Annotated in this window: 22 protein-coding genes; 9 read left to right on the top strand and 13 right to left on the bottom strand. The window is 63.7% G+C overall.

All coding sequences use genetic code 11. The features are described 5' to 3' along the window. Window positions 1–107: 107 nt before the first annotated feature. Window positions 108–740 (bottom strand): class I SAM-dependent methyltransferase, encoded by a 633-nt coding sequence (locus FJV80_RS10000; RefSeq protein WP_142876263.1) that lies wholly within the window; start codon window positions 738–740, stop codon window positions 108–110. A 103-nt stretch (window positions 741–843) separates the two neighbouring features. Between FJV80_RS10000 and FJV80_RS09995 the strand changes: the two genes are divergently transcribed. Next, entirely contained in the window at window positions 844–1,746 is a 903-nt protein-coding gene (locus FJV80_RS09995; RefSeq protein WP_142876262.1) for a phosphotransferase family protein, read from the top strand. A 28-nt stretch (window positions 1,747–1,774) separates the two neighbouring features. Here the strand turns inward: FJV80_RS09995 and FJV80_RS09990 are convergent, their stop codons facing one another. The 3 genes from FJV80_RS09990 to FJV80_RS09980 form a co-directional block, all read right to left on the bottom strand. After that, window positions 1,775–2,248: a DUF805 domain-containing protein gene (locus FJV80_RS09990; RefSeq protein WP_142876273.1), complete on the bottom strand. Its 474-nt coding sequence runs from the start codon at window positions 2,246–2,248 to the stop codon at window positions 1,775–1,777. 267 nt (window positions 2,249–2,515) lie between these two features. Next, a complete protein-coding gene (locus FJV80_RS09985) occupies window positions 2,516–3,439 on the bottom strand; it encodes a DMT family transporter (RefSeq protein ID WP_142876261.1) in 924 nt (307 codons plus the stop codon). A 107-nt stretch (window positions 3,440–3,546) separates the two neighbouring features. After that, window positions 3,547–4,827 carry an amidohydrolase family protein gene (locus tag FJV80_RS09980; RefSeq protein ID WP_142876260.1) on the bottom strand — a complete coding sequence of 427 codons (1,281 nt, stop codon included), beginning with the start codon at window positions 4,825–4,827 and terminating at the stop codon, window positions 3,547–3,549. Between the two features lie 152 nt (window positions 4,828–4,979). On the opposite strand from FJV80_RS09980, the gene FJV80_RS09975 reads away from it, so the two are divergent. Continuing rightward, window positions 4,980–6,734, top strand: coding sequence for an ABC transporter ATP-binding protein (locus tag FJV80_RS09975; RefSeq protein WP_142876259.1), 1,755 nt, complete (start codon window positions 4,980–4,982; stop codon window positions 6,732–6,734). A 163-nt stretch (window positions 6,735–6,897) separates the two neighbouring features. On the opposite strand, the gene ilvD is transcribed toward FJV80_RS09975, so the two are convergent. Further along, window positions 6,898–8,742, bottom strand: a complete 1,845-nt coding sequence (ilvD, locus tag FJV80_RS09970; protein WP_095787197.1) for a dihydroxy-acid dehydratase — start codon at window positions 8,740–8,742, stop codon at window positions 6,898–6,900. Window positions 8,743–9,009: 267 nt separating this feature from the next. On the opposite strand from ilvD, the gene FJV80_RS09965 reads away from it, so the two are divergent. After that, entirely contained in the window at window positions 9,010–9,480 is a 471-nt protein-coding gene (locus FJV80_RS09965; RefSeq protein WP_095771705.1) for a VOC family protein, read from the top strand. A 48-nt stretch (window positions 9,481–9,528) separates the two neighbouring features. Here FJV80_RS09965 and FJV80_RS09960 read toward each other — a convergent pair whose 3' ends face one another. The 3 genes from FJV80_RS09960 to FJV80_RS09950 all read right to left on the bottom strand — a co-directional run bounded on the left by FJV80_RS09960 (window position 9,529) and on the right by FJV80_RS09950 (window position 12,744). Next, on the bottom strand, window positions 9,529–11,121 hold the full coding sequence (locus FJV80_RS09960; protein ID WP_095771704.1) for a peptide chain release factor 3: 1,593 nt from the start codon (window positions 11,119–11,121) through the stop codon (window positions 9,529–9,531). 100 nt (window positions 11,122–11,221) lie between these two features. Further along, entirely contained in the window at window positions 11,222–12,151 is a 930-nt protein-coding gene (locus tag FJV80_RS09955; RefSeq protein ID WP_142876258.1) for a haloalkane dehalogenase, read from the bottom strand. Further along, window positions 12,148–12,744 carry a TetR/AcrR family transcriptional regulator gene (locus FJV80_RS09950; RefSeq protein WP_142876257.1) on the bottom strand — a complete coding sequence of 199 codons (597 nt, stop codon included), beginning with the start codon at window positions 12,742–12,744 and terminating at the stop codon, window positions 12,148–12,150. The genes FJV80_RS09955 and FJV80_RS09950 overlap by 4 nt, the downstream gene beginning before the upstream one ends. A gap of 127 nt (window positions 12,745–12,871) precedes the next feature. On the opposite strand from FJV80_RS09950, the gene FJV80_RS09945 reads away from it, so the two are divergent. Further along, window positions 12,872–13,945, top strand: a complete 1,074-nt coding sequence (locus FJV80_RS09945; protein ID WP_142876256.1) for an FAD-binding oxidoreductase — start codon at window positions 12,872–12,874, stop codon at window positions 13,943–13,945. Here the strand turns inward: FJV80_RS09945 and FJV80_RS09940 are convergent. From FJV80_RS09940 to FJV80_RS09930, 3 genes are all read right to left on the bottom strand, one after another. Further along, window positions 13,939–15,312, bottom strand: coding sequence for an amidase (locus FJV80_RS09940; RefSeq protein WP_142876255.1), 1,374 nt, complete (start codon window positions 15,310–15,312; stop codon window positions 13,939–13,941). The genes FJV80_RS09945 and FJV80_RS09940 overlap by 7 nt on opposite strands. Window positions 15,313–15,491: 179 nt before the next feature. After that, window positions 15,492–16,292 carry a class II glutamine amidotransferase gene (locus FJV80_RS09935; protein WP_142876254.1) on the bottom strand — a complete coding sequence of 267 codons (801 nt, stop codon included), beginning with the start codon at window positions 16,290–16,292 and terminating at the stop codon, window positions 15,492–15,494. Window positions 16,293–16,307: 15 nt separating this feature from the next. Beyond that, a complete protein-coding gene (locus FJV80_RS09930) occupies window positions 16,308–16,556 on the bottom strand; it encodes a DUF6356 family protein (protein ID WP_095771698.1) in 249 nt (82 codons plus the stop codon). A 113-nt stretch (window positions 16,557–16,669) separates the two neighbouring features. On the opposite strand from FJV80_RS09930, the gene FJV80_RS09925 reads away from it, so the two are divergent. The 5 genes from FJV80_RS09925 to FJV80_RS09905 all read left to right on the top strand — a co-directional run bounded on the left by FJV80_RS09925 (window position 16,670) and on the right by FJV80_RS09905 (window position 20,185). Next, the gene (locus FJV80_RS09925) at window positions 16,670–17,140 is read left to right on the top strand and encodes an Lrp/AsnC family transcriptional regulator (protein WP_142876272.1); all 471 of its coding nucleotides are present in this window, start codon (window positions 16,670–16,672) and stop codon (window positions 17,138–17,140) included. Between the two features lie 96 nt (window positions 17,141–17,236). After that, complete coding sequence (gene dut, locus FJV80_RS09920) at window positions 17,237–17,722, top strand: dUTP diphosphatase (protein WP_142876253.1); 486 nt, start codon at window positions 17,237–17,239, stop codon at window positions 17,720–17,722. Next, on the top strand, window positions 17,722–18,381 hold the full coding sequence (locus FJV80_RS09915) for an HAD family phosphatase (RefSeq protein ID WP_185975175.1): 660 nt from the start codon (window positions 17,722–17,724) through the stop codon (window positions 18,379–18,381). The genes dut and FJV80_RS09915 overlap by 1 nt, the downstream gene beginning before the upstream one ends. Window positions 18,382–18,452: 71 nt before the next feature. Next, window positions 18,453–19,307 carry a hypothetical protein gene (locus tag FJV80_RS09910; protein ID WP_142876251.1) on the top strand — a complete coding sequence of 285 codons (855 nt, stop codon included), beginning with the start codon at window positions 18,453–18,455 and terminating at the stop codon, window positions 19,305–19,307. Window positions 19,308–19,381: 74 nt separating this feature from the next. Continuing rightward, the gene (locus FJV80_RS09905) at window positions 19,382–20,185 is read left to right on the top strand and encodes an oxaloacetate decarboxylase (RefSeq protein ID WP_095771694.1); all 804 of its coding nucleotides are present in this window, start codon (window positions 19,382–19,384) and stop codon (window positions 20,183–20,185) included. Here FJV80_RS09905 and FJV80_RS09900 read toward each other — a convergent pair. Beyond that, entirely contained in the window at window positions 20,182–20,910 is a 729-nt protein-coding gene (locus FJV80_RS09900; RefSeq protein WP_142876250.1) for a sulfate transporter family protein, read from the bottom strand. The genes FJV80_RS09905 and FJV80_RS09900 overlap by 4 nt on opposite strands. Before the next feature lie 88 nt (window positions 20,911–20,998). Beyond that, a complete protein-coding gene (locus FJV80_RS09895) occupies window positions 20,999–21,901 on the bottom strand; it encodes an EamA family transporter (protein ID WP_142876249.1) in 903 nt (300 codons plus the stop codon). Between the last annotated feature and the right edge of the window lie 167 nt (window positions 21,902–22,068).

The raw sequence follows: 22,068 nt of genomic DNA, 5'->3' as shown, positions 1-22,068 counted from the left end.
ACAGTTCGAAGACCAACACGCCCGGAAGATGGTCAAAACTGCCGCTTGATCCTGTCCGCTCCGAGGGGCGCACTCCAAAAACCGCTTACACTTTTCCTGGAATTGCTCTAGTTCACCCGCAAGGCAAGGCCGCGGCTGGGCACGGTGTCGGCCTCGCCCGGCATCGAGACGTAAGGGCGCGTTTCCTCGACGCGGGTGACGGCGCCTTGCGCCTCCAGTTCGGCGATGCGTGCGGCAAAACCCTGATCCCACAGCGTGTTCTTGACCGTCAGCACGATGATCCCGCCGGGCCGGCAGATGCGGATCAGCTCATCCAGCCCTTCGACGCCGACATGGCCTGAAGTGAAGACACCGGCCGAGACGATCCCGGCATAGGCATCGTCGGCAAAGGGCAGCGTGCCGCCGAGCGCGAGGCAATGCAGCGCGGAATAGACACCCTTGCGGGCGGCCTGGTCCAGCATGCCTTGCGAGATGTCCAGCGCCTCGACTTCAGGATAGCCTGATATATCGAGCCATTCGCCGATGAGCCCGGTGCCCGCGCCTGCATCGAGCAGCGGCGCCGCGCCGCGCGGCAGATGGCGGGCCAGCAGGGCAAGGCAGATCGTCGGATGACGATAACCGGCGGCAGACATGTCGGCGTCATAGGTCTGCGACCAGCGATCATAGAGTGCGGCCACCTCCTCCGGGCGTTTGGCTGCGTAGGCCGCGCTGAGCGCGTCCAAGTGTTTACCGTCCGTCATCGCTGCTGTGTCGCCTGATCAAGTTGCCTTTGATCGGATGATAGCCAAACGGCGAAAATTGTGGAACCGTTGCGGTGAGAAATAACGGCGTGGGGGCGCGGGCATGGTGACAGACGAAGCGCGGGCGAAGCTGGCCGCCATTCCCATGCTTGCCGGCTATACCGGGCCGCTGGAGCGGCTTGGCGGCCTCACCAATCTCGTCTTCAGGGCCGGCGATCTCTGCCTGCGCATTCCGGGCAAAGGCACTGCGGAATACATCAACCGCGCCAACGAAGCGGTGGCCGCGCGCGAGGCCGCTAAAGCCGGCGTCAGCCCGCAGGTGCTGTATGCCGACGCCGATACCGGCGTGATGGTGACGCGCTTCATCGCGGGCGCGCAGACCATGTCGCCGGAAAAATTCAGGGAGAGACCGGGCAGTCCAGCCCGGGCCGGCGAAGCCTTCCGCAAGCTGCACGCGTCCGGTGCGGTGTTCCCCTTCCGCTTCGAACTTTTCGCGATGATCGACGACTATCTCAAGGTGCTGTCGACCAAGGACGTCACCCTGCCTGCCGGCTATCACGAGGTGGTGCGCGAGGCCGGCAGCGTGCGCTCGGCGCTTGCCGCTCATCCGCTTCCGCTCGTCGCCTGCCATTGCGATCCGCTGTGCGAGAACTTCCTCGATACGGGCGAGCGGATGTGGATCGTCGACTGGGAATATTCGGGGATGAACGACCCGCTCTGGGATCTCGGCGACCTCAGCGTGGAAGGCAAGTTCGATGCGAACCAGGACGAAGAATTGATGCGCGCCTATTTCGGCGGCGAGGCGAGGCCGGCGGAGCACGGCCGCGTCGTCATCTACAAGGCCATGTGCGATCTGCTCTGGACGCTGTGGGGGCTGATCCAGCTTGCCAACGAAAATCCCGTCGACGATTTCCGCGCCTATGCCGACGGCCGCTTCGCCCGCTGCAAGGCGTTGATGGAGACGCGGGAGTTTTCAAGGCATCTGGCGGCTTTGCGTATGGGTTAAAGCAAATCCATATGGCAGGAGCCCCAGCCTACCTGAAAACCCTCTCTATTTCGGTCAAAGTCACCGTGTCGTCGGATTTTTTGCAATACCAAATGATCAACGCAATGGTGCCGATGGGGAACAACCCCGCAAGGAGTTGATGCCAACCGCTTCTGTTGATGTCATGCAGTCGGCGAGCGGTCATGGCAAGCGTCGGCAGAAGGATGGCAAGATTCCAGATCGATGAGATGATTTCATTCTTCACAATGGCATCGACTATGACAAGAACGACGCCGACAATGAAAATGAAAAGATAGGAATACCAGAACTCCGAGCGGCTGGCCCTGCCGGAAAAATTCACGTAATTTCGAAAGAAGCTTGAAACGGCTTCACCGAAATTCATCGAAGGCGGCATTTCTCCGAACCGGTTGGCGCCGGCTGGCGCTGCTCTTAGAATAAACACCAGCGGCAAGCCGATCAGGATCAAAACGATCAGCCAATGCCATATGGAAAAACTTCCCATCATCGCCCCCTCTGTCGCAGTTTTCTTGGGATGCTGATCCTGCGTCGCCCGGACAAGAATCAATCCCGTATTGAGCCCGAAAGGCAACGTACACCGCAAAGTATCGATGTAAATATCGGATTTTCTGACCGGAAACTCCGACAATTCCGCATGATAGCCTTCCGCCGCTGGGTGCGGAGCTTCGAAACGGCAGCCTGTGACGTGCCGTATGCTTTGTTTAGACCCAATCGCGGACGGAAAGCCTTCTTTCAATTTCCTGGAACCGCCTTAATTCACGCCCTTCGGCACGTTTTCGGGCGGCACAGTAGTGTCGACCACCTTTTGGCGATGGAAAATGAACAGGCCCGCCAGCACGATGATGCCGGAGCCGATCAGGATGCGCGGACCGGGGACGTCGCCGAAGAACACCAGCCCGAACACCACGGCCCACAGGAGCAGCGTGTAGTGCAGCGGCGCCAGCGTCGAGGCCGGCGCCAGCTTGAGCGCCCGCGTGATCATCAGATGGGCGCTGCAGGAAACGATGCCGAGCAGCAGCATGGCGCCGAAATCGAGCGCCGAGGGGGTTTGCCAGGCGCCAATGGTCAGCACGCCGCCGACCAGCAGCGTGCCTATCGTCTGCCATGTCACCAGATTGGTGTCGCTGGTGCCGCGCAGCCGCCGGTTGAGGATGATGGCGAAGGCAAAGGCGATGCTGCCGGCAAGCGCGAAGCTCGACGACAACGAGAACGCGGCCGAGGAGGGCTTCAGCATGATCACCACGCCGCAGAAGCCGAGCAGGATCGCCACCCAACGGCGCCAGCCGACCTTTTCGCCGAGCAGCAGGTGCGAGAGCGCCGCGACATAGATCGGCCCCGCCATGTAGAAACTCATGACGTCGGCAAGCGGCAAATAGACGACCGCGGCATAGAAGAGTGCGGTGTCGAGCGTGGTCATGACGACACGCAAGATCTGCAGTTCAGGGCGTTCCATGCGAAACAGCCTGGCGGTGCCCTGATGCGCGATCATCGGCCCGAGAACGAAGAAGGCGCCGATGGACCGGATCAGAACCACCTGGCCGACGGAGAAGCTGGCGACCAGCCACTTGCCCATCGCATCGTTCAGCGCAAACAGGAAGTCGCCGGCCAGCATCAGCAGAATGCCGGCCAGAAGCACGTTCCTGATCGTGGAATTCTGCGCAACGGGTTGCGTCATGCCGATCCCGATTCCTCCCTCGCTCAAGTCGCGTCGTAGACGGAAGCGGCGGCTTTGACGAGAGGAATCCGGGAAATCGCCAGACCAGGACCGGGAATCGGCTGGGCCTACGTGGCTTTGTGCCTGCGGTTGACCAGTGCCGGCCTGCCCGGGATGGAAAGCCTTGTATCCTGCCGCGTCCGTTGCGACACCACCTTGCCCCTAGCGATGACGCAGATGCGCTCGGCGCGCAGGCGCAGGGCCTCGATCGGATTGCCGGCGTCGAGGACGACGAGGCTGGCGCGCTTGCCGACGGCGAGACCGAGATGGTCCAGACCCATGATGGCGGCGTTGACGTTGGTGACCATGTCGAAGCAGCGCGCCATGTCGGCCGGGCTCGACATCTGCGCGACGTGCAGGCCCATGAAGGCGACGTCGAGCATGTCGGCGGTGCCCAGCGAGTACCAGGGATCGAGCACGCAATCCTGACCCCAGCCGACACGGATGCCGAGCGCCTGCATCTCCTTGACCCGGGTCAGGCCGCGGCGCTTTGGAAATGTGTCGTGGCGGCCCTGAAGCATGATGTTGATCAGCGGATTGGGGATAGCTGAAACGCCGGCCTCGGCGATCAGCGGCAGAAGCTTCGAGACATAGTAATTGTCCATCGAATGCATGGAGGTGAGGTGCGAGCCGGCCACCTTGCCCTGCAGGCCAAGGCGCTGCGTTTCATAAGCCAGTTGCTCGATGTGGCGCGACAGTGGGTCGTCGGTCTCGTCGCAATGCAGGTCGACCATCAGGCCACGTTTGGCCGCGATCTCGCACAGTTCTGTCACCGAGCGCGTGCCGTCTGCCATGCTGCGTTCGAAATGCGGAATGCCGCCGACGATGTCGACGCCCATGTCCAGCGCACGGATGGTGTTTTCACGCGCCTTCGGCGAGCGGTAGAAACCGTCCTGCGGAAAGGCCACGAGTTGCAGGTCGATGTAGGGCGCGATCGTTTTCTTGACGTCGAGCAGGGCCTCGACCGCCAGCAGCCTGTCGTCGCAGACGTCGACATGGGTGCGGATGGCGAGCAGGCCCATCGACACCGCCCAGTCGCAATAGGCGAGCGCCCGGTCGCGCACCGCCTCATGCGTCAAATGCGGCTTCAACTCACCCCATAGCGCAATGCCTTCCAAGAGCGTGCCCGAGGCGTTGATGCGCGGAATGCCGTAGGACAGCGTGGCATCCATATGGAAATGCGGATCGACAAAGGGGGGCGAGACCAGATTCCCGCGACCATCGACCTCGGCCCGGGCGGAACCCTGCAATTTGGGCTCGATCGCGGCGATCGTCTCGCCGCTGATGCCGATATCGGCAATCCTGCCATCCGGCAGCGTGCCGCCACGAACGATAAGGTCGAAATCCATCTGTCGTCATCTCGCCTGAAGAATCACTTTGCCATCGTGTCGCAAAAGACAGCATGACGCAGCGGTTTCTTTCCAGAAGCCGCCAATGGTTCCATCCGGCGACAACTCCCTCTATAAGCCGCCTTCGTCATTGCGCCACCAAGGATCAGCCTTTGTTTCGTTTCTTCCGCTCGACGGAAAACCAGCGCCTCGTCGCAAGGCTGGTCAAGGAATCGTTCCGGGAGCATATGTTCGGATATGGCGCGGCCATTCTTTCGATGCTGGTGGTGGCCGGCATGACCGCCGCCAGCGCCTGGATCCTGCGCGAAATCACCAATGAATTCGTGATCGACAAGCGGGTCGACCGCGTCAACATGATTGCCGCGGCGGTCGCCGGGATCTTCATCCTCAAGGGCCTCGCCAATTTCGTCCAGGCTTATTTCATGAGCCGGGTCGGCAATGCCATCATCGCCGACCGGCAGCGCAAGATCTACGACCGCATCCTGGCGCAAGGCATCGAATTCTACCATTCGACCTCGTCATCCGACCTGATCACCCGCATGACCAACAATGCCCAGGCGGCACGCAACGTGCTCGACCTGATCGTCACCTCCTATGTGCGCGATCTGGTGACCCTGCTTGCCTTGGTTGGTATCATGGTCTGGCAGCAGCCGGTGCTGTCGCTGATCTGCTTCGTCGCCGGGCCTGTGGCCATCTATGGCGTCAACCGCATCCTGAAGCGTGTGCGCAAGTTCGCCGCCATGGAGTTCCGCTCGGTTGGCCAGATCGTTCAGGTGATGCAAGAAACCGCTATCGGCGTGCGCGTGGTCAAATCCTTCAACCTCGAAAGCTTGATGCGCAAGCGCATGTACAAGGCGGTGGCAGACGTCGAGGATCGGGCCAACAACATTGCCGCGCTGGAAGCGGTGACCAGCCCGGTGATGGAGACGCTGGCCGGGCTGGCGATCGCCGGCGCCGTCATGGTCAGCGGCCTCCTGGTTCTGCAGGGCGGCCAGATGCCCGGCAACATCATGGCGTTCATCGCGGCGCTGCTGCTCGCCTATGAACCGGCAAAGCGCCTGGCGCGCGTGCGCATCTCACTGGAAAGCGGCATTGTCGGCGTGCGCATGATGTTCCAGCTCGCCGACGAGCCGCTGACACTGGCCGAGAAGCCCGATGCAAAGCCGCTTCGGGCCGGACCGGGCGAGATCCGGTTCGACGCCGTCAGCTTCGCCTACCAGAATGGGCCGCCAGTGCTCGACCGGTTCGACCTCACCCTTGAGCCGGGAAAGATGACGGCGCTGGTCGGGCCCTCCGGCGGCGGCAAGTCGACGATCCTGAACCTGATCATGCGCATGTATGACCCGAAGAACGGCAAGGTGCTGCTCGATGGCCAGGACATTTCGCATGCCACCCTCGCCTCGCTGCGGGAAAAGATCGCCTATGTCAGCCAGGACACGTTCCTGTTTGCCGGCACCATCATGCACAACATCCGGCTCGGGCGGCAGGACGCGACCGATGAAGAGGTGATTGCCGCGGCCAAAGCCGCCAACGCGCATGACTTTATCATGGCGCAGGCCAAGGGCTACGAGACAGAAGTCGGTGAGAATGGCGGCCTCTTGTCGGGCGGCCAGCGCCAACGCATCTCGATCGCGCGTGCCATGCTGCGCAACGCCGAAATCCTGCTGCTGGACGAGGCGACCAGCGCGCTGGACGCCGAATCCGAAGCGCTGTTCCGCGACGCGCTGCAGCAGCTGACCGAAGGCCGCACGACGATCGTCATCGCGCACCGCCTGTCGACCGTGCACCAGGCCGACACGATCGTGGTGCTGGAAGGCGGCAAGGTGGTCGAGAGCGGGCCGCATCGTGCCCTGCTCACGCAGGGCGGGCTTTACCAGAAGCTCTATGAATATCAGCTGATGCCGTGAGGATTCTTCCTTCTCCCCGTGTGGGAGAAGGTGGATCGGCGCGTCAGCGCCGAGACGGATGAGGGGTGTTCCAGCGGAGTGAGACGTTGGCGTTCCCTGGAACACCCCTCATCCGTCGCCTTCGGCGACACCTTCTCCCACAAGGGGAGAAGGAAGAAACGTGCTATTCCGGCACTTTCCGCACGGCGCCCTTGTCGGCGCTGGTGGCGAAGGCGGCGTAGGCGCGCAGCGCAGTCGTCACCTTGCGCTTACGCTTTTCCTCCGGCTTCCAGGCCAGGGCGCCCTTGGCTTCCATCGCCGCCCGGCGCGCTTCAAGTTCGGCGTCGCTGACAGCGAGGCGGATGGTGCGGTTGGGGATGTCGATCTCGATCGTGTCGCCTTCCTGCACCAGTCCGATCGTGCCGCCTTCGGCGGCTTCCGGCGAGGCATGACCGATCGACAGGCCCGACGTGCCGCCGGAGAAGCGGCCGTCGGTGACCAGCGCGCAGGCCTTGCCGAGGCCCTTCGACTTCAGATAGCTGGTCGGGTAGAGCATCTCCTGCATGCCGGGGCCGCCACGCGGGCCCTCATAGCGGATGACGACGACATCGCCGGCCTTGATCTCGTTGGACAGGATGGCCTTGACCGAAGCATCCTGGCTTTCGAACACCCGCGCCGGGCCGGTGAACTTCAGGATCGACTCGTCGACGCCGGCCGTCTTCACGATGCAGCCGTCGAGCGCCAGATTGCCTTTCAGCACGGCAAGACCGCCATCTTTCGAGAATGGCGTTTCCGCCGAACGGATGACACCCTTTTCACGATCGAGATCGAGCTCCTCCCAGCGGCGGTCCTGGCTGAAGGCGACCTGGGTCGGCACGCCGCCGGGGGCGGCGAGGAAGAAGTCGCGGACATTCTGGCTGGAGGTACGGGAAATATCCCAATGGTCGAGCGCCTCGCCGAGGCTTGATGTGTGCACGGTCGGCAGGTCGCGGTTGATCAGCCCGGCATTATCGAGCTGGCCGAGGATGGCCATGATGCCGCCGGCGCGATGAACGTCTTCCATGTGGACGTCGGACTTGGCCGGCGCCACCTTGCAGAGCACCGGAACCCGCCGCGACAGCCGGTCGATATCCTCCATCGTGAAGTCGACCTCGCCCTCATGGGCGGCGGCCAGGATGTGCAGCACGGTGTTGGTCGAGCCGCCCATGGCGATGTCGAGCGTCATGGCGTTTTCGAAGGCGCCTTTCGAGGCAATGGTGCGCGGCAGTGCCGTTTCGTCATCCTGCTCGTAATAGCGCTGGGCCAGATCGACGACGAGATGGCCGGCCTCGACGAACAGCCGCTTGCGGTCGGCATGCGTGGCCAGCGTCGAGCCGTTGCCTGGCAGCGACAGGCCGAGCGCCTCGGTCAGGCAGTTCATCGAATTGGCGGTGAACATGCCCGAGCAGGAGCCGCAGGTCGGACAGGCCGAGCGCTCGATGACCTTGACGTCCTCGTCGGAGATTTTGTCGTCGGCGGCCGCGACCATGGCGTCGACCAGGTCGAGCGCCTGGGTCTTGCCGGCCAGCACCACCTTGCCGGCTTCCATCGGCCCGCCGGAGACGAAGACGGTCGGAATGTTGAGGCGCAGCGAGGCCATCAGCATGCCGGGGGTGATCTTGTCGCAATTGGAGATGCAGACCATGGCGTCGGCGCAGTGGGCGTTGACCATGTATTCGACGGAGTCGGCGATCAGCTCGCGCGACGGCAGCGAATAGAGCATGCCGTCATGGCCCATGGCGATGCCGTCATCGACGGCGATGGTGTTGAATTCCTTGGCGACGCCGCCAGCCTTCTCGATCTCGCGTGCCACCAGTTGGCCGAGGTCCTTCAAATGCACATGGCCCGGCACGAACTGGGTGAAGGAATTGACCACCGCGATAATCGGCTTGCCGAAATCCGAATCCTTCATGCCGGTGGCGCGCCACAGGCCGCGGGCGCCGGCCATGTTGCGGCCATGGGTGGTGGTGCGGGAGCGATAGGCAGGCATGTTTTTTCCTTGGTGGCTGGCCGCAGCCCGGGAACGACGCGGCGGAGCTGAATTCGGATCGCTGGCTTTATAGACGCGCAAGTATGGTCTGGCCACATTTTTGCAATGCGCCAGAGTCTCCCGAAAAACGCGAGCTCCCGAAAGAAATTACATGCGGCTGTCGGATCGCGTCGCGCAGGACCGTCCTTGGGCGGACGGTACGGAGATGGCACCATTCTCGGAGTCAACCGTTTCATCGTAACAGCAAAAGCAACCGAGGAGCACGACATGCAAAAGATCACCACCTGCCTGTGGTTCGACGACCAGGCCGAAGAGGCGATGAATTTCTACGTCTCCATCTTCAAGAATTCGAAGGTGCTGAGCGTGATGCGTTGGCCCGAAGGCCACGCCGATGAAGGCAAAGTGCTGGTGACCACGTTCGAGCTCGACGGCGTGCAGTTCCAGGCGCTGAACGGCGGACCGCAATTCAAGTTCAACGAAGCGATGTCGCAGTCGATCGACTGCAAGACCCAGGAAGAGGTGGATTATTTCTGGGACAGGCTCATCGAAGGCGGCGGCGAACCATCGCAATGCAGCTGGCTAAAGGACAAGTTCGGCGTTTCCTGGCAGGTCGTGCCGGAACAGCTGCCGCGCCTGCTCGGGGATGCGGACCGGGCCAAGGCCGGCCGGGTGATGGATGCGATGATGCAGATGGGCAAGATCGACATCGCCAAGCTGGAAGAGGCGGCGAAAGGGTGAGAGCCGTGATCTTCCCTTCTGCCCAAGGGGGAGAAGGGAAACTGGCGCTCAAGCCGCCTTGTCGCGGACCTGATAGTCCTTGATCGTGGCGAAGCGGATCGCTTTCCAGCGCTCGGCTTCGTAGTTCAGCGAGAAAGCGTGCTGGGCCAGAAATACCGGGTCGTTGTCGAGGTCCCTGGCGATGTCGCCGCGATGCGCCTCGATGAAGCGAAGCGTCTCGGCCTTGTCGTCAGCCGAGATCCAGCGGCAGACGGAAAAGCGCGACATTTCGAATTCGACCGGCAGCGTGTATTCGAAGTTCAGCCGCTCCTTCAGCACATCGAGCTGCAGGGCGCCGACGACGCCGACGATGGCCGGTGAGCCATCCTCGGGCGAGAACAGCTGCACGACGCCTTCCTCGGCCATCTGGTGCAGCGCTTCCTTGAGTTTCTTGGCCTTCATGGCGTCGCCGAGGCGCACGCGGCGCAGGATTTCCGGGGCGAAGTTCGGCACGCCCCTGAAAAGAATCTCCTCGCCCTCGGTCAGCGTGTCGCCGATGCGCAGCGTGCCATGGTTGGGAATGCCGACGACGTCGCCGGCAAAGGCTTCATCCGCCGTGACGCGGGTGCGGGCGAAGAAGAACTGCGGCGCCGACAGGCTCATCGGTTTGCCCGTTCGCACCAGCTTGGCTTTCATGCCGCGCTCGAGCTTGCCCGAGCAGACGCGCACGAAAGCGATACGGTCGCGGTGGTTGGGATCCATATTGGCCTGGATCTTGAAGACGAAGGAGGTCATCTTGTCCTCGGTCGCCTCGACCTTGCGGGTGTCGGCCTCCTGCGCGCGCGGCGGAGGCCCGAAGGCGCCGAGCGCCTCGATCAGGTCGCGCACGCCATAATTGCGCAGCGCCGAGCCGAAATAGACCGGCGTCAGATGGCCCTCGCGAAAGGCGTCGATGTCGAGCGGCCGGCAGGCTTCGCGCGCGAGCTCCAGTTCCTCGATGAAGGCCTCGCGCTCGTTTTCCGGCAGCAGCCCGGCGACGCGGTTGGAATCGGGACCGTTCACTGGCGTGCGTTCCCTCTCGTCGTCGCCCTTGCGCACCGCGTTCAACGCCAGGTGATAGGTGCCGGAAAACGTCCTGCCGCGGCCGATCGGCCAAGTGATGGGTGCGGTATCCAGCGCCAGCTTCTGCTCGATCTCGTCCAGAATCTCGAACGGATCGCGGCTTTCGCGGTCCATCTTGTTGACGAAGGTGATGATCGGGATGTCGCGCAGCCGGCAGACTTCGAACAGTTTCAGTGTACGCGGCTCGATGCCCTTGGCGGCGTCGATGACCATGACGGCCGAGTCGACCGCCGACAGCGTGCGGTAGGTGTCGTCGGCGAAATCCTCGTGGCCGGGCGTATCGAGCAGGTTGAAGACGTTGTCTTCATACTCGAAGGTCATCACCGATGTGACGACCGAAATGCCGCGCTCGCGCTCGATCTTCATCCAGTCGGAGCGCGTCTGGATCTTGTCCTTCTTGGCCTTGACCTCGCCGGCAAGCTGGATGGCGCCGCCGAACAGCAGCAGCTTTTCGGTGAGCGTCGTCTTGCCGGCGTCGGGGTGCGCGATGATCGCGAAGGTGCGGCGGCGCGCCACTTCCTCTGGTATTGTTTCGGGCATTCTCTGGGATTTCCGTGTGACAGGCCGGGCTTCTAGCAGCGTAGTGCCGGGCTGGCTACGGGCCCGGCGGCGCGGCCGCCGCCGGATGCCATGGCTTGCCTCAGGCCAACTCGCCCATCCGGTTCGCCGAAACCACCTCCGGAAGCCAACTGGCGATGGCGCCGCCAATCGCGTCGGGATGATCCTCCTGAAGATAGTGCGCACCAGGCCCAAGATTGATGAAACTGCAGTTCTTCAAACCGACCGCGAATTCGCGCGCGGCCTGTGGCCCGATCAGCGCGCCCGGATCACCCGCGAACAGCAGTTTCGGATAGGTGGACAGCCGCAGCGCGCGATGGTCGTGCGCGCTAATGGCGGCGACGTCGGCGGGCTGGCCTTCGATGGGCATTTCCCGGGGCAGGCGCAACACCGGCCTGCGCGATTGCGGCGTCGGGAACGGCGCCCGATAGGCGGCCATTTCCTCGTCGCTCATCGTGCGCAGCACCGAGGCCGGCAGCACTTTCTCGACGAAGACATTGTCCTCCAGAACCAGCTTTTCGCCGACGCCGGGCGTGCGGAGCGCCTTGAACATTTCGCGGGCTTGCGGGCGCTGGTGAAAATCCTCCCAGCGCTCGAAGGGCCGGATGAATTCCATGAAGGCAAGGCCGAGGATGCGCTGCGGCCGCCTTGCCGCGAGATGGAAGGCAAGTGCCGTGCCCCAATCCTGCGCGACCAGCACCACATCGCTGATGTCGAGGGCGTCGAGGAAGGCATCGAGATAGCGGACCTGGTCGAAGAAGCGATAGTCGATATCGGGCTTGCCGGACTGGCCATAGCCGATCAGGTCGGGCGCGATGCAGCGGCCGAACGGCGCGACATGCGGGATGATGTTGCGCCAGATATGGGACGAGGTCGGGTTGCCGTGCAGGAACAGCACGGTCGGGCCGGACGCTCCCGCCTCGACATAGGACATGGTCGAATCGAGTACGGGAATCTGCAAGCGTTTCGGCGCGGTGGCGACGGGCTGAGGCGGGTTGGCTTTCGAACTCATGGGGTCGGCTCCTTTGCAAACACTGTGCTGAAGATGACCTTCTTGAACCGCTCGAGCGGTTCGGGGCTGCGCTCGACCTTCATGCGCAGCATGGCGCCCTGCCAGGACGACAGCAGGAAGTCGGCGAGGTCCTCGGCCTCGAAGGTCTTGGCGATGTCGCCGGCCGCCTGGCCTTCGGCGATGCAGACGGCGAATGGCTGGCGCCAGCGCTCGAAGATGGCGACGAGTTGCAAGCGCAACGGCTCGCTGTGCACGGCTGTCTCGAGGCTGAGATTGCCGATCATGCAGCCGTGCGCCCAGTCATGCGCCTCGAGCTTCGAGGTGATGACGTCGAGGTAGCGGCTCAGCCTGCCTATGGGCGGCGTGCCGTCCTGCGCCAGCGCAGCCTCGACCAGCCCGCTGACATAGGTGAAGTAGCGGTCCAGCACTTCGCCGGCGAACGCCTCCTTGGAGGCGAAATGGTTGGTGAAGGATCCCGGCCGGGCGTCGGCGGCGGCAACGATGTCGCGCACGCCGGCTGCGGTGTAGCCTGAATTCCAGATGGTCCGGAAACCGGCGTCGAGAAGTTTTTCGCGGAGTGATTGTCTAGCCATGGTCAAATAATACGTACGTACGTATTGATGTCAAGCGCATATTTTTGCTGTGTCCGATGTTGGCAAGTGACGAACGGGGTGGCACTGCAAGAGTGTCCTCGGCGGACAACCAGGTAAAGGAGCGAACATGGCTGCGGCGAAACAAGTGATCGTCATCGGCGCCGGCATCATCGGCGCCTCGGTCGCCTGGCATCTGACCAGGGCAGGCGCCCAGGTCACGGTCGTTTCCGAAAGCGGCGCGGGTGGCGTCGCGACGCCCAATTCCTTTGCCTGGATCAACGCCAGCTGGGGTAACCCCGAAATCTATTTCCGGCTGCGCACCCGCGCCATGGCCGAGTGGAGGCGACTGGCGAACGAACTGCCTGCGCTGCCGCTCGCCTGGTGTGGCGGGCTGTGCTGGGACTTGCCGGCCGACCGGCTCGAAGCCTACGCGGCCGAACATTCTTCATGGGGCTACGGCATTGAACGCGTTGGCCGCGAGCGGGCGACGCAAATCGAACCCAACCTGGTCGAGCCTCCTGAATTCGCTGTTCATGTCGCGGAGGAAGGCGTGGCCGAGCCGGTCGCGACGGCCAGGGCCTTGCTGGCGGATGCCGGACGGCATGGCGCGCGGGTCATTGCCAGCACGGTCTCGGCGCTGGCCCAGACCAACGGCAGGACGACCGGCGTGGACACATCGCATGGGCTGATTGCCGCCGACGAAGTGGTGATCGCCGCTGGCGTCGGCTCGCCCGACATTGCCGCGACGGCCGGCATCAAGCTGCCGATCGAAACGCCACCTGGCCTGATCGTCCATTCGCGGCCATACAAGAAGCTGCTCAACGGTCTGGTGCATGTCGAGAGACTGCATATGCGCCAGACGGCAGAGGGCCGCATCATCGCCGGCTCTGATTTCGCCGGCGGCGATCCCGGCCAAAACCCCGAAGCGACGGCGCGCGACCTGTTCGCGGTGACGAAGGCGGCATTGCGCGGCGCCGAAGGGCTGGAGCTCGATTTCCACACCATCGGCTACCGTCCCCATCCGATCGATGGCTTTCCGATCATCGGCCGCGCCGAGGGCATGGACGGGCTCTATGTCGCGGTGATGCATTCGGGCATCACGCTGGCGCCGGCCGTCGGCCTGTTTGCGACCCGGGAAATCCTCGACGGCGAGCGCGATCCGCTGCTGGCACCCTATGGGCTGTCGCGCTTTGCTCAATAAGCCGGCGGGCGGCGAAAGCCACCGGTAAGCGGCTCAATGGCCGCCGCGACACCAAGCAGCCGCGCCTCCGACCAGCGTTTGCCGACCAATTGCAGGCCGATCGGCAGGCCGTCGCGATCTTTTCCGCACGGCATCGAAAGTGCAGGATGGCCGCTGTAGTTGAAGACGGCGCCATAGGCCGGCAGCATCCAGTAGTCTTGATCCTTGCCGTCGACCTTGATCGGCGTGCCCGGCTCGCAATGCGAAAAGGCCGTGGTCATCGCGACCGGGCAGAGCAGCGCGTCCCAGTCGTCCAAGAACCGGTCCCAGGCGAGAATAGATTTGTCGCGGCGGGCAAGCGCCTCGAACCAGCGCGAGACCGACGTCGGCCGCTCCGGCGGCTCGGGCTGCGCGGCCTCCATCATCATGCCGATCAGCGCGCCGCCCTGCGCGAGATCGTCGTGCAGATCGAGCTCGGGCAGCTTCGCCTGTTCCACGATCGCCCCCGCCGATTGCAGCTGCCTTGCGAGATTTTCAACCGCGGCGCCGATAGCGCCGGCCACCGGGAAGCCGGGCAAGGACGGAGCGAAGGCAATGCGCACGGTCTTCAGGCTGAGCTTCGGCGTGATCTCGGCCGGCACCGGCGCCAGATCGGTGTCACGCCCGTCCGGCCCGGCGATGATTCGGTGAATCAGCGACAGATCATCCACGCTGCGCGCCAGCGGGCCGAGGCAAGACATCAGCCGCACGCTGCGCGCGGCATTGCCAGGATTTGGGAAGGCGCCGGCCAGCGAGACGCGGTGTTCGGTCGGCTTCAGGCCGTACACGCCACAGAAGGCGGCCGGAAGCCGGATGGAATCCTGCATGTCGGTGCCGACATCGAACGGCGTCATGCCGGCCGCCACCGCCGCCGCTGCGCCGCCGCTTGAGCCGCCCGCCGTGCGCTCAAGGTTCCATGGATTGCTCGTGCGCCCGAACAGCGGATTGTTCGACTGCCAGTCCGACAGCATGGTGGCGACATTGGTCTTGGCCATCAGCACGCCGCCGGCCGCCTTCAGTCTCGCAACGACCGGGCTGTCGTGGCTGGCGACATAGTCGGCGAAGGGCGGGAAGCCCACCGTGGTTTTCATGCCGATGGTTTCGTGCATGTCCTTCAGCGTGAAGGGAACGCCATGCAACGGCCCGGGTGTGGCCCCGCGCGCAAGTGCCGCGTCGGCCTTCCCGGCGCGTTCGTACGCGCCCTCCCGGTCGAGCGAGATGACGGCGTTGACGCCTTCATTGTGCCTGTCGATCTGCGCCAGATGGGCGTCGAGGGCTTCGACGGCGGAGATTTTGCGACGAGCGATGGCGGCGGCGAGTTCGACGGTTGAGGAGAAGACGATGTCCATGGCGAATGCTCCGGCTTGGCCGCGCTCATCAGATCAAGATGGCGGAGAGCGGCGCGGCTTCAAGCAGAGTTGAGCATTCGGAGCCTGGTAGTGCTTGATCGAAATTGCGCCGACCGTCCGTTGAGGTCTGCGCTCTACGGCGCCCCCTGTCCTGCGGCGGTTCCGACTTAGAGAAGGATTTACCCGACCAAGGCCAACTTCGCCGCCGCCGGAGCAAAGGGCCGAATGCTGATCCCGTCCCCAGTCATGGTGACGAAACTCGACGGCGGGATCGCCTGCCAGTCACCGCCCTCGCGATCGAAAGGTTCGGAGACGATGCAGCGGCCGCCGCCTTTGCGCAAGGAGGAGGTGTAGAGCGTCGGCGCATGGGCGTCGGTGGCATAGCGCACCGCGTGCATCGCCTGCCCGTCCGAGAAGGCGGCGGTGAGTTTCAGTGCAGGTTCGAGGCCGGCCCGGCGCGAGGCCTCGAGCACGCGGGCAGTGGCGCGCGAGACCGCGCCTTGCGGGTCGCCGGCCAGGCCCTCGTCGATCATCAGGAGAAAGAACAATTCGGAATCGGTGGTGCCTTCGCGCTGGTCGAAGACGGCGTCGGACAGCGAATTCTCCAGCGCGCGGCGGATTTTCTCGAAGCCGCCGATCTGGCCATTGTGCATGAACGACCAGGAACCGGAGATGAAGGGATGGCAGTTCATGCGGCTGGTGGCGCCGCCGGTCGAGGCCCGCACATGGGCGAGGAACAGGCCGGATTTGATCTGCCGGCACAGGCTCTTCAGATTGGGATCGGACCAGGCCGGCAGGATGTCGCGGTAGAGGCCGGGCTCCGGCCGGTCGCCATACCAGGCGAGGCCGAAACCGTCGCCATTGGTCGGCGACTTGGCTTCCTGGGCGCAATGGCTCTGGGCAATCAGCGAGTGGCAGGGCGCCGTGAGAATGTCTTCAAGAAAGACCGCTTCACCGAGATAGGCCGCCCACCGGCACATCGCTTCTGTCGTCCTCTAGGCGCGATCCATGAGAGCCGCCGGCTCCTTGGTCGCGTGTGTGCCTCTGTTGTGCGTCCGGTCGTAAAGCTCGCGGACGATTCGGCTGGCGGTAGTCTCGAAGAGAAATGGCAAGAAAGCGTGAACGAGGGCGGCGCCGGCCGCCAGCAGCAGGCGCGAGGAGAACCAGGCGGCAAAGGCCATATGGCCGAAATAGGTTTCGCCGACCTTGGCGGGATGGGAAGTGAAGATCCTTGCAACCGACATTGAGGTCCCCTTCAGCGCTTGCGTTCAGATATGAGTATCCTGACACGCTTCGCCGGTTCATCGGTCTCAAAATGTCCTTGTATTTTGTCACTCTGTGGGACAAACATCCCAACATGATGCTGGATGTCGATGAAATAGACCGAAAACTGCTTACCGAATTGCAACGCGACGGCACGCTGTCGGTCGACCAGCTGTCGGAACGGGTGGCGTTGTCGCGCAATGCCTGTTGGCGGCGCGTCAAGCGGCTGGAGGAGGATGGCGTCATCACCGGCCGCGTGGCGCTGGTCGATGCCGACAAGCTCGGGCTTGGCCTTTCGGTGTTCATCCTGGTCCGTACGTCCAACCATGATCCCGACTGGTTGCAAAAGTTTCGGGCGGCGGTGACCAGCCTTCCCGAGATCACCGGCGTCTATCGCATGTCCGGCGACCTCGACTATGTCTTGCGTGCCCGCGTTGCCGACGTGAAGGCTTACGACCGGCTCTACCAGCGGCTGATCGCCAAGGTGGCGCTGTCCGATGTGTCCGCCTCCTTCGTCATGGAGGAGATCAAGGAGACGACGGTTGTTCCAATGGAAGTGCGCTAAAGCGTGCTCAGGCCATAGTGATGCCTGAAAGAAAGCCGTTGATAGCGGCGCGGGCGAATTGACCGAATCGGCAATCGCGCCGATAGGATCGATTTTATGCGCGCAGCCCTCCAAAACTCCTCCGTCATCGGTCCGACCGTCGGCTTCGTCAGATTGCCGCATGCTGAAGGACTTCCCCTCCCCGCCTACGAAAGCGCCGGCGCGGCCGGCATGGATCTTCGCGCGGCGGTACCCGACGACCGGCCGCTGCTGATCCTGCCTGGGAAACGCGCTTTGGTGCCGACCGGGCTGATCCTCGAGATCCCCGACGGCATGGAAGGCCAGGTGCGGCCGCGCTCCGGTCTCGCTTTCAAGCACGGCCTCACCGTCCTCAATTCACCCGGCACGGTCGACAGCGACTATCGCGGCGAGGTGAAGGTGCTTTTGATCAATCTCGGCGACGAGGATTTTGCCGTGACGCGCGGCATGCGCATCGCCCAGATCGTTTTCGCCGCGGTGACGCAGGTGGCCGTCGAAGAGCGTTCGCTGGCCGGCGGCACGGCGCGTGGTTCGGGCGGGTTCGGATCGACCGGCACCGTCTGATGCAAATACCAAAGCTGGTCATCTTCGACTGCGACGGCATTCTCGTCGACACCGAGAATCTCGCCAATCGACGCCTCGCCGAATGGTTGACGGCCGCCGGCTATCCGACGAGCTTCGAATATTGCCGCAGGAATTTCTCCGGCCGCAGCATGGCCTCGGTGCAGAAGGAGATCGAAGAGCGGACCGAGGTTCGTCTCGGCGCCGAGTTCGTCGATCGCTGGAATGCCGGCCTGCCGGACCTGTTCTCCCATGGCGTCGAAGCGATCCCCTACGTGCGGGAGTTCATCGAGGCGGTCCGCGCGGCCGGCATCCCCTATTGCGTCGCCACCTCGGCCCGGATTTCGAAGATGCACATCACGCTCGGCCAGACCGGGCTGTTGCCGCTGTTCGAACATGCGATGTTTTCCTCGACCATGGTCGGGCGCGGCAAGCCGTTCCCCGACCTGTTCCTGCATGCGGCCAAGACCTTGGGCTTCGCGCCGGCCGACTGCATCGTCATCGAGGACAGCGTCGCCGGCACGCAGGCCGGCATCGCCGCCGGCATGCGGGTGTTTTCCTATCATGGCGATCCTTATTCCGACCGTGACGGCCTGATCGAGGCGGGCGGCATCCTGTTCGACGACATGCGCGAACTGGCCGGGCTTGTGCCGATCCACTGATCCGGGTCCAGCACGGCTGCGCGATGCTGGAACCCGTGCTAGCGTGAGTGGCCTGATCTTGGGGGGCGCTCATGCCAACGAACTTTTTCCGCTTGATCCTCGCCGTGATGATGCTGCCGTTCCTGTGGACCGTGGCCGGCGCTCAAGCCGTCAGCTTCCCGGATCTCGGCAGCTCGCTGCCCGGCCGCAGCGATGTTACCTATCTCGACCTGGCCAGAATGGTCATTCCGAGCCTCGCCGCGGACGGAGACGGTTTCTACAAGGGCGGATTGCCGATCGAGATGCGCCACATCGAGGGACCGGATAGCGGCGGTTCGCCGCCCGAGACATCCAGCTTCCCCAACGCCGCCGTGCTTCCCGTCAAGGCCGGCGGCAAGGACCGGCTGGCCATGCTGTTCGACCTTGGCGATTCTCCCGACAGCGCAGAGGGCTATGCGGTGCTTGCACTCTACGACGTCACGGCCACGCCGAAACTGCTCGATGCGGCCAATGTCGCGGTCGACCGCAGCACCTATTTTCGCGAGCCGAACAAGCTTTCGATCGGCGCCGGCGACGACATGCTCATCACCATGAGCACGCATTTCAATTCGAGCCAGGGCTATGTGATCACCCCGCTGATCATGGTCCGCGACGACAAATTCGAGCTGATCGACATGATCTACACGTTCGACGAAAGGCTCTGCGCCTACAGCCGCAAGCAGGATGTGGCCTTCCAGACCATCGCCGACGGCCAGCCCTATGCCGCCGTCAAGGCGACGGTCACCGACAGCACCGTGCCAAGCGATGAAAGCTGCGATGACGCGCCGCCCCAAGCGTCGTCGCACGACATTTCCGTCACCTATCATTGGGACAAGAAGACATCGCGCTACGTCAAGGATTCCGACGCATTCGAGAAATTGGCAGCAGAGAACGAGAAACGCTTCTGAACCAAGCGCATTTATTTGCCCGGCCGAAGACGGCGCGATAGCATCCGCCCCGACACTTCTGATGGGGAGCATTCATGGACAAGGGCAAGATCTTTCGCGACCTGCATGCCTCGACCTTCGTCATGCCCAATCCCTGGGATCCGGGCACGACCAAGCTGCTCGGATCCTTCGGCTTCAAGGCGCTGGCGACGACCAGCGCCGGCTTTGCCTTTTCGCGCGGCCTGCCGGACGGCGCGGTGACCTTCGAGCAGATGATCCATCACTGCCGCGAGGTGACGGCGGCGACCGACCTGCCGGTCTCGGCCGATCTCGAGAAAGGCAAGGGCGACAGCGCCGAGCGGGCCGCCGAAACCATCTTCGCGGCGGAAGCGGCCGGCCTTGCCGGCTGCTCGATCGAGGACCACACCGGCGATCCCGACAGGCCGATCTATGATTTCTCCCACGCGGTCGAGCGCGTCGCGGCGGCGGTGGAGGCGGCTCGGGCCTTGAAACGCGATTTCGTCTTCACCGCGCGGGCCGAGAATTTTCTGTGGGGCAAGCCCGATCTCGACGACACCATCAAGCGGCTGCAGGCCTTCGAGAAGGCCGGCGCCGACGTGCTCTATGCGCCTGGGATCGGCGATGTCGAGATGGTGAAAACGTTGTGTTCGGCGGTCAGCAAGCCGGTCAACGTCATGGCGAAACCTGGCTTCACCATCGCCGATCTCTCAAAGGCTGGCGTGAAGCGCATTTCGCTCGGGCCCTGGCTGACCAATTTCGCCTATGGCATGCTGGAGACGGCGACGCGCGAAATCCAGCAGGACGGCACGTTCGGCTTCACCCGCGCCGCCATGCCGTTCGGCAAATTGCAGGCGCTGTTCGGCAAATCCGCCGATTAAACGGCGGCCGTCATATGGCGACCGCGGTCAGCGGCGGTTTCCCGCGCCGAGACCGCCTTGTGCAGATGCACCATCATGGCGGCGGCGAAGAGCGGCGTCAGCAAATTGAGCAGCGGCACGGCAAGGAAGGCCGCTATGACCAGCCCGGCGAGAAACACCGTGCCGGCATACTGCCGGCGCAAGGCCCTGGCTTCGTCCTCAGGGCGAAAGCGCATCGCGGCGAATTCGAAGAATTCGCGGCCGAGCAGATAGCCGTTGACGATGAAGAAGGCGGCGATGTTGATACCGGGCACCAGCAGGAGCATGAGCGCCACGATGTTGCCGAGGATGACGACGCCAAGGAATTTTATCGCCAGCACCAGCGAGCGCAATGCCGGCATGGCGCGCCCGACGGGGTCGCGGGGATAGTCGGTGCGCTCGACCACTTCGGCGACATCGTCGAGGAACAGGCCGGCGATCACCGCCGTGACCGGGGCGACGAGCAAGGCCATGCCGAAGGCAAGGGCGATGGCCGCGATGATGCCGCCAAGCCAGCCGGCCCAGGACGGCATGCCCGGCAGCAATGTCTGGAGCCATGGCAAAGCCAGCCACTCGACAAGACTGGTCAGGCCAAACCACAAGGCGACCAGCGCCAGCACGGTCAGGCCGAGCGTCTTGATGAACACGGCACGAAACGGCGGCGAGAGCAGCTCGAGGACCGCGATGCGGGCAGCGTCGAAAATCACCGTGCTTCAACCCCCGGGTCAGCGGACACCGCCGACAGGCGGGACGCTCCCGAGATAGGCAGCGCTGGCCGCGAGCACAAGCATATCGCTATCGGGCAAAGGCCGACTTTCTAACCGGGATGGTCATGGCCGCGACGCCGGACACGACAAAAGCCATGCCCAGCCATGCCGTCGGCCCCAGACTTTCGCCGAGGAAGACGGCGCCGATGCCGACGCCGATCGGCACGCGCAGATAGGCCTGTGACGTGGTGCCGACCGAACCCAGCGTGTGGATGAGGCGGAAATAGATGACGAAGGCAAGCGCGGTCGAAAACACCGACAGGCCGAGCAGAGCCAGGATCGACGCCGTCGATGGCGAGAGCGTCCAGGGCTGGTCGACCACCAGGCTGAGCGGCACCAGCATGACCGCGCCGCACAGCATCGAGCCTGCCGCCGGCAGCATCGGATCGAGGCCCTTGAAGCCACGGCCGAAAATGGCGGCGCCGGCATAGCAGATCGTTGCCGCGACGATGGCGACCTGCGCCCACAGCTCGTGGCCGATGCCACCCAACGCCTCGGTGCCGACGATGAGGCATATTCCGGCTATGCCGGCGCCGACACCGATCAACTTGCGCACCGTGACCGGCTCATGGCGGGTGATCAGAGCGGTGAGCAGGAAGGTGAAGATCGGCGAGGTGGCGTTGAGAATGGTGGCGAGGCCGGCATCGACCGAGCGCTCGGCCGCGGCGATCAGCGTGAACGGTATGACGCTGTTGAGGCAGGCCTGGAAGGCGAAGCGGCGCCAGGTGGCTGTGTCGCGTGGCATGGCAAGTCCGCGCCGGCGGATGATGGCCAACAGGATGCCACCGGCGATCAAGGTGCGCGCGGCGATGAAGGTGACGGGCGGGATGGTCTCGACGCCGATCTTGATGAAGGTGTAGGAGGCGCCCCACAGCACAGCCAGCACGCCGAGCAAGGCTAGGTCGATTGTCGTATCGTTCTTTGCAGACATGGGGACTGGCTTGCCTTTGATGGGTAATCGGCAGAGCCAGCTTGTAAGCGACGGCCAGACGAAATGCTTCGTCCACGGTCGAATTGTCGTAGCGCCTGGCGTGCCGCGCTCCAGGGTTCGTTGCAATGCAAGTCAGGCCGGCAGCACCTCAATAGCAACACACCCTA

The organism is Mesorhizobium sp. WSM4310 (assembly GCF_007003935.1).
In the GTDB taxonomy this organism is placed as follows: domain Bacteria; phylum Pseudomonadota; class Alphaproteobacteria; order Rhizobiales; family Rhizobiaceae; genus Mesorhizobium.
Note: the sequence above shows the minus strand (reverse complement) of the source record. Positions and strands in the feature narration are given on the sequence as shown.

What these genes read in the sequence shown, in the direction of transcription:
- FJV80_RS09980 (WP_142876260.1), bottom strand. Translation starts at nt 4,827, where the DNA reads ATGGATTTCGACCTTATCGTTCGTGGCGGCACGCTGCCGGATGGCAGG.
- ilvD (WP_095787197.1), bottom strand. Translation starts at nt 8,742, where the DNA reads ATGCCTGCCTATCGCTCCCGCACCACCACCCATGGCCGCAACATGGCC.
- FJV80_RS09965 (WP_095771705.1), top strand. Translation starts at nt 9,010, where the DNA reads ATGCAAAAGATCACCACCTGCCTGTGGTTCGACGACCAGGCCGAAGAG.
- FJV80_RS09945 (WP_142876256.1), top strand. Translation starts at nt 12,872, where the DNA reads ATGGCTGCGGCGAAACAAGTGATCGTCATCGGCGCCGGCATCATCGGC.
- FJV80_RS09930 (WP_095771698.1), bottom strand. Translation starts at nt 16,556, where the DNA reads ATGTCGGTTGCAAGGATCTTCACTTCCCATCCCGCCAAGGTCGGCGAA.
- FJV80_RS09995 (WP_142876262.1), top strand. Translation starts at nt 844, where the DNA reads ATGGTGACAGACGAAGCGCGGGCGAAGCTGGCCGCCATTCCCATGCTT.
- FJV80_RS09960 (WP_095771704.1), bottom strand. Translation starts at nt 11,121, where the DNA reads ATGCCCGAAACAATACCAGAGGAAGTGGCGCGCCGCCGCACCTTCGCG.
- FJV80_RS09925 (WP_142876272.1), top strand. Translation starts at nt 16,670, where the DNA reads ATGATGCTGGATGTCGATGAAATAGACCGAAAACTGCTTACCGAATTG.
- FJV80_RS09955 (WP_142876258.1), bottom strand. Translation starts at nt 12,151, where the DNA reads ATGAGTTCGAAAGCCAACCCGCCTCAGCCCGTCGCCACCGCGCCGAAA.
- FJV80_RS09915 (WP_185975175.1), top strand. Translation starts at nt 17,722, where the DNA reads ATGCAAATACCAAAGCTGGTCATCTTCGACTGCGACGGCATTCTCGTC.
- FJV80_RS10000 (WP_142876263.1), bottom strand. Translation starts at nt 740, where the DNA reads ATGACGGACGGTAAACACTTGGACGCGCTCAGCGCGGCCTACGCAGCC.
- FJV80_RS09905 (WP_095771694.1), top strand. Translation starts at nt 19,382, where the DNA reads ATGGACAAGGGCAAGATCTTTCGCGACCTGCATGCCTCGACCTTCGTC.
- FJV80_RS09990 (WP_142876273.1), bottom strand. Translation starts at nt 2,248, where the DNA reads ATGGGAAGTTTTTCCATATGGCATTGGCTGATCGTTTTGATCCTGATC.
- FJV80_RS09940 (WP_142876255.1), bottom strand. Translation starts at nt 15,312, where the DNA reads ATGGACATCGTCTTCTCCTCAACCGTCGAACTCGCCGCCGCCATCGCT.
- FJV80_RS09895 (WP_142876249.1), bottom strand. Translation starts at nt 21,901, where the DNA reads ATGTCTGCAAAGAACGATACGACAATCGACCTAGCCTTGCTCGGCGTG.
- FJV80_RS09910 (WP_142876251.1), top strand. Translation starts at nt 18,453, where the DNA reads ATGCCAACGAACTTTTTCCGCTTGATCCTCGCCGTGATGATGCTGCCG.
- FJV80_RS09950 (WP_142876257.1), bottom strand. Translation starts at nt 12,744, where the DNA reads ATGGCTAGACAATCACTCCGCGAAAAACTTCTCGACGCCGGTTTCCGG.
- dut (WP_142876253.1), top strand. Translation starts at nt 17,237, where the DNA reads ATGCGCGCAGCCCTCCAAAACTCCTCCGTCATCGGTCCGACCGTCGGC.
- FJV80_RS09985 (WP_142876261.1), bottom strand. Translation starts at nt 3,439, where the DNA reads ATGACGCAACCCGTTGCGCAGAATTCCACGATCAGGAACGTGCTTCTG.
- FJV80_RS09935 (WP_142876254.1), bottom strand. Translation starts at nt 16,292, where the DNA reads ATGTGCCGGTGGGCGGCCTATCTCGGTGAAGCGGTCTTTCTTGAAGAC.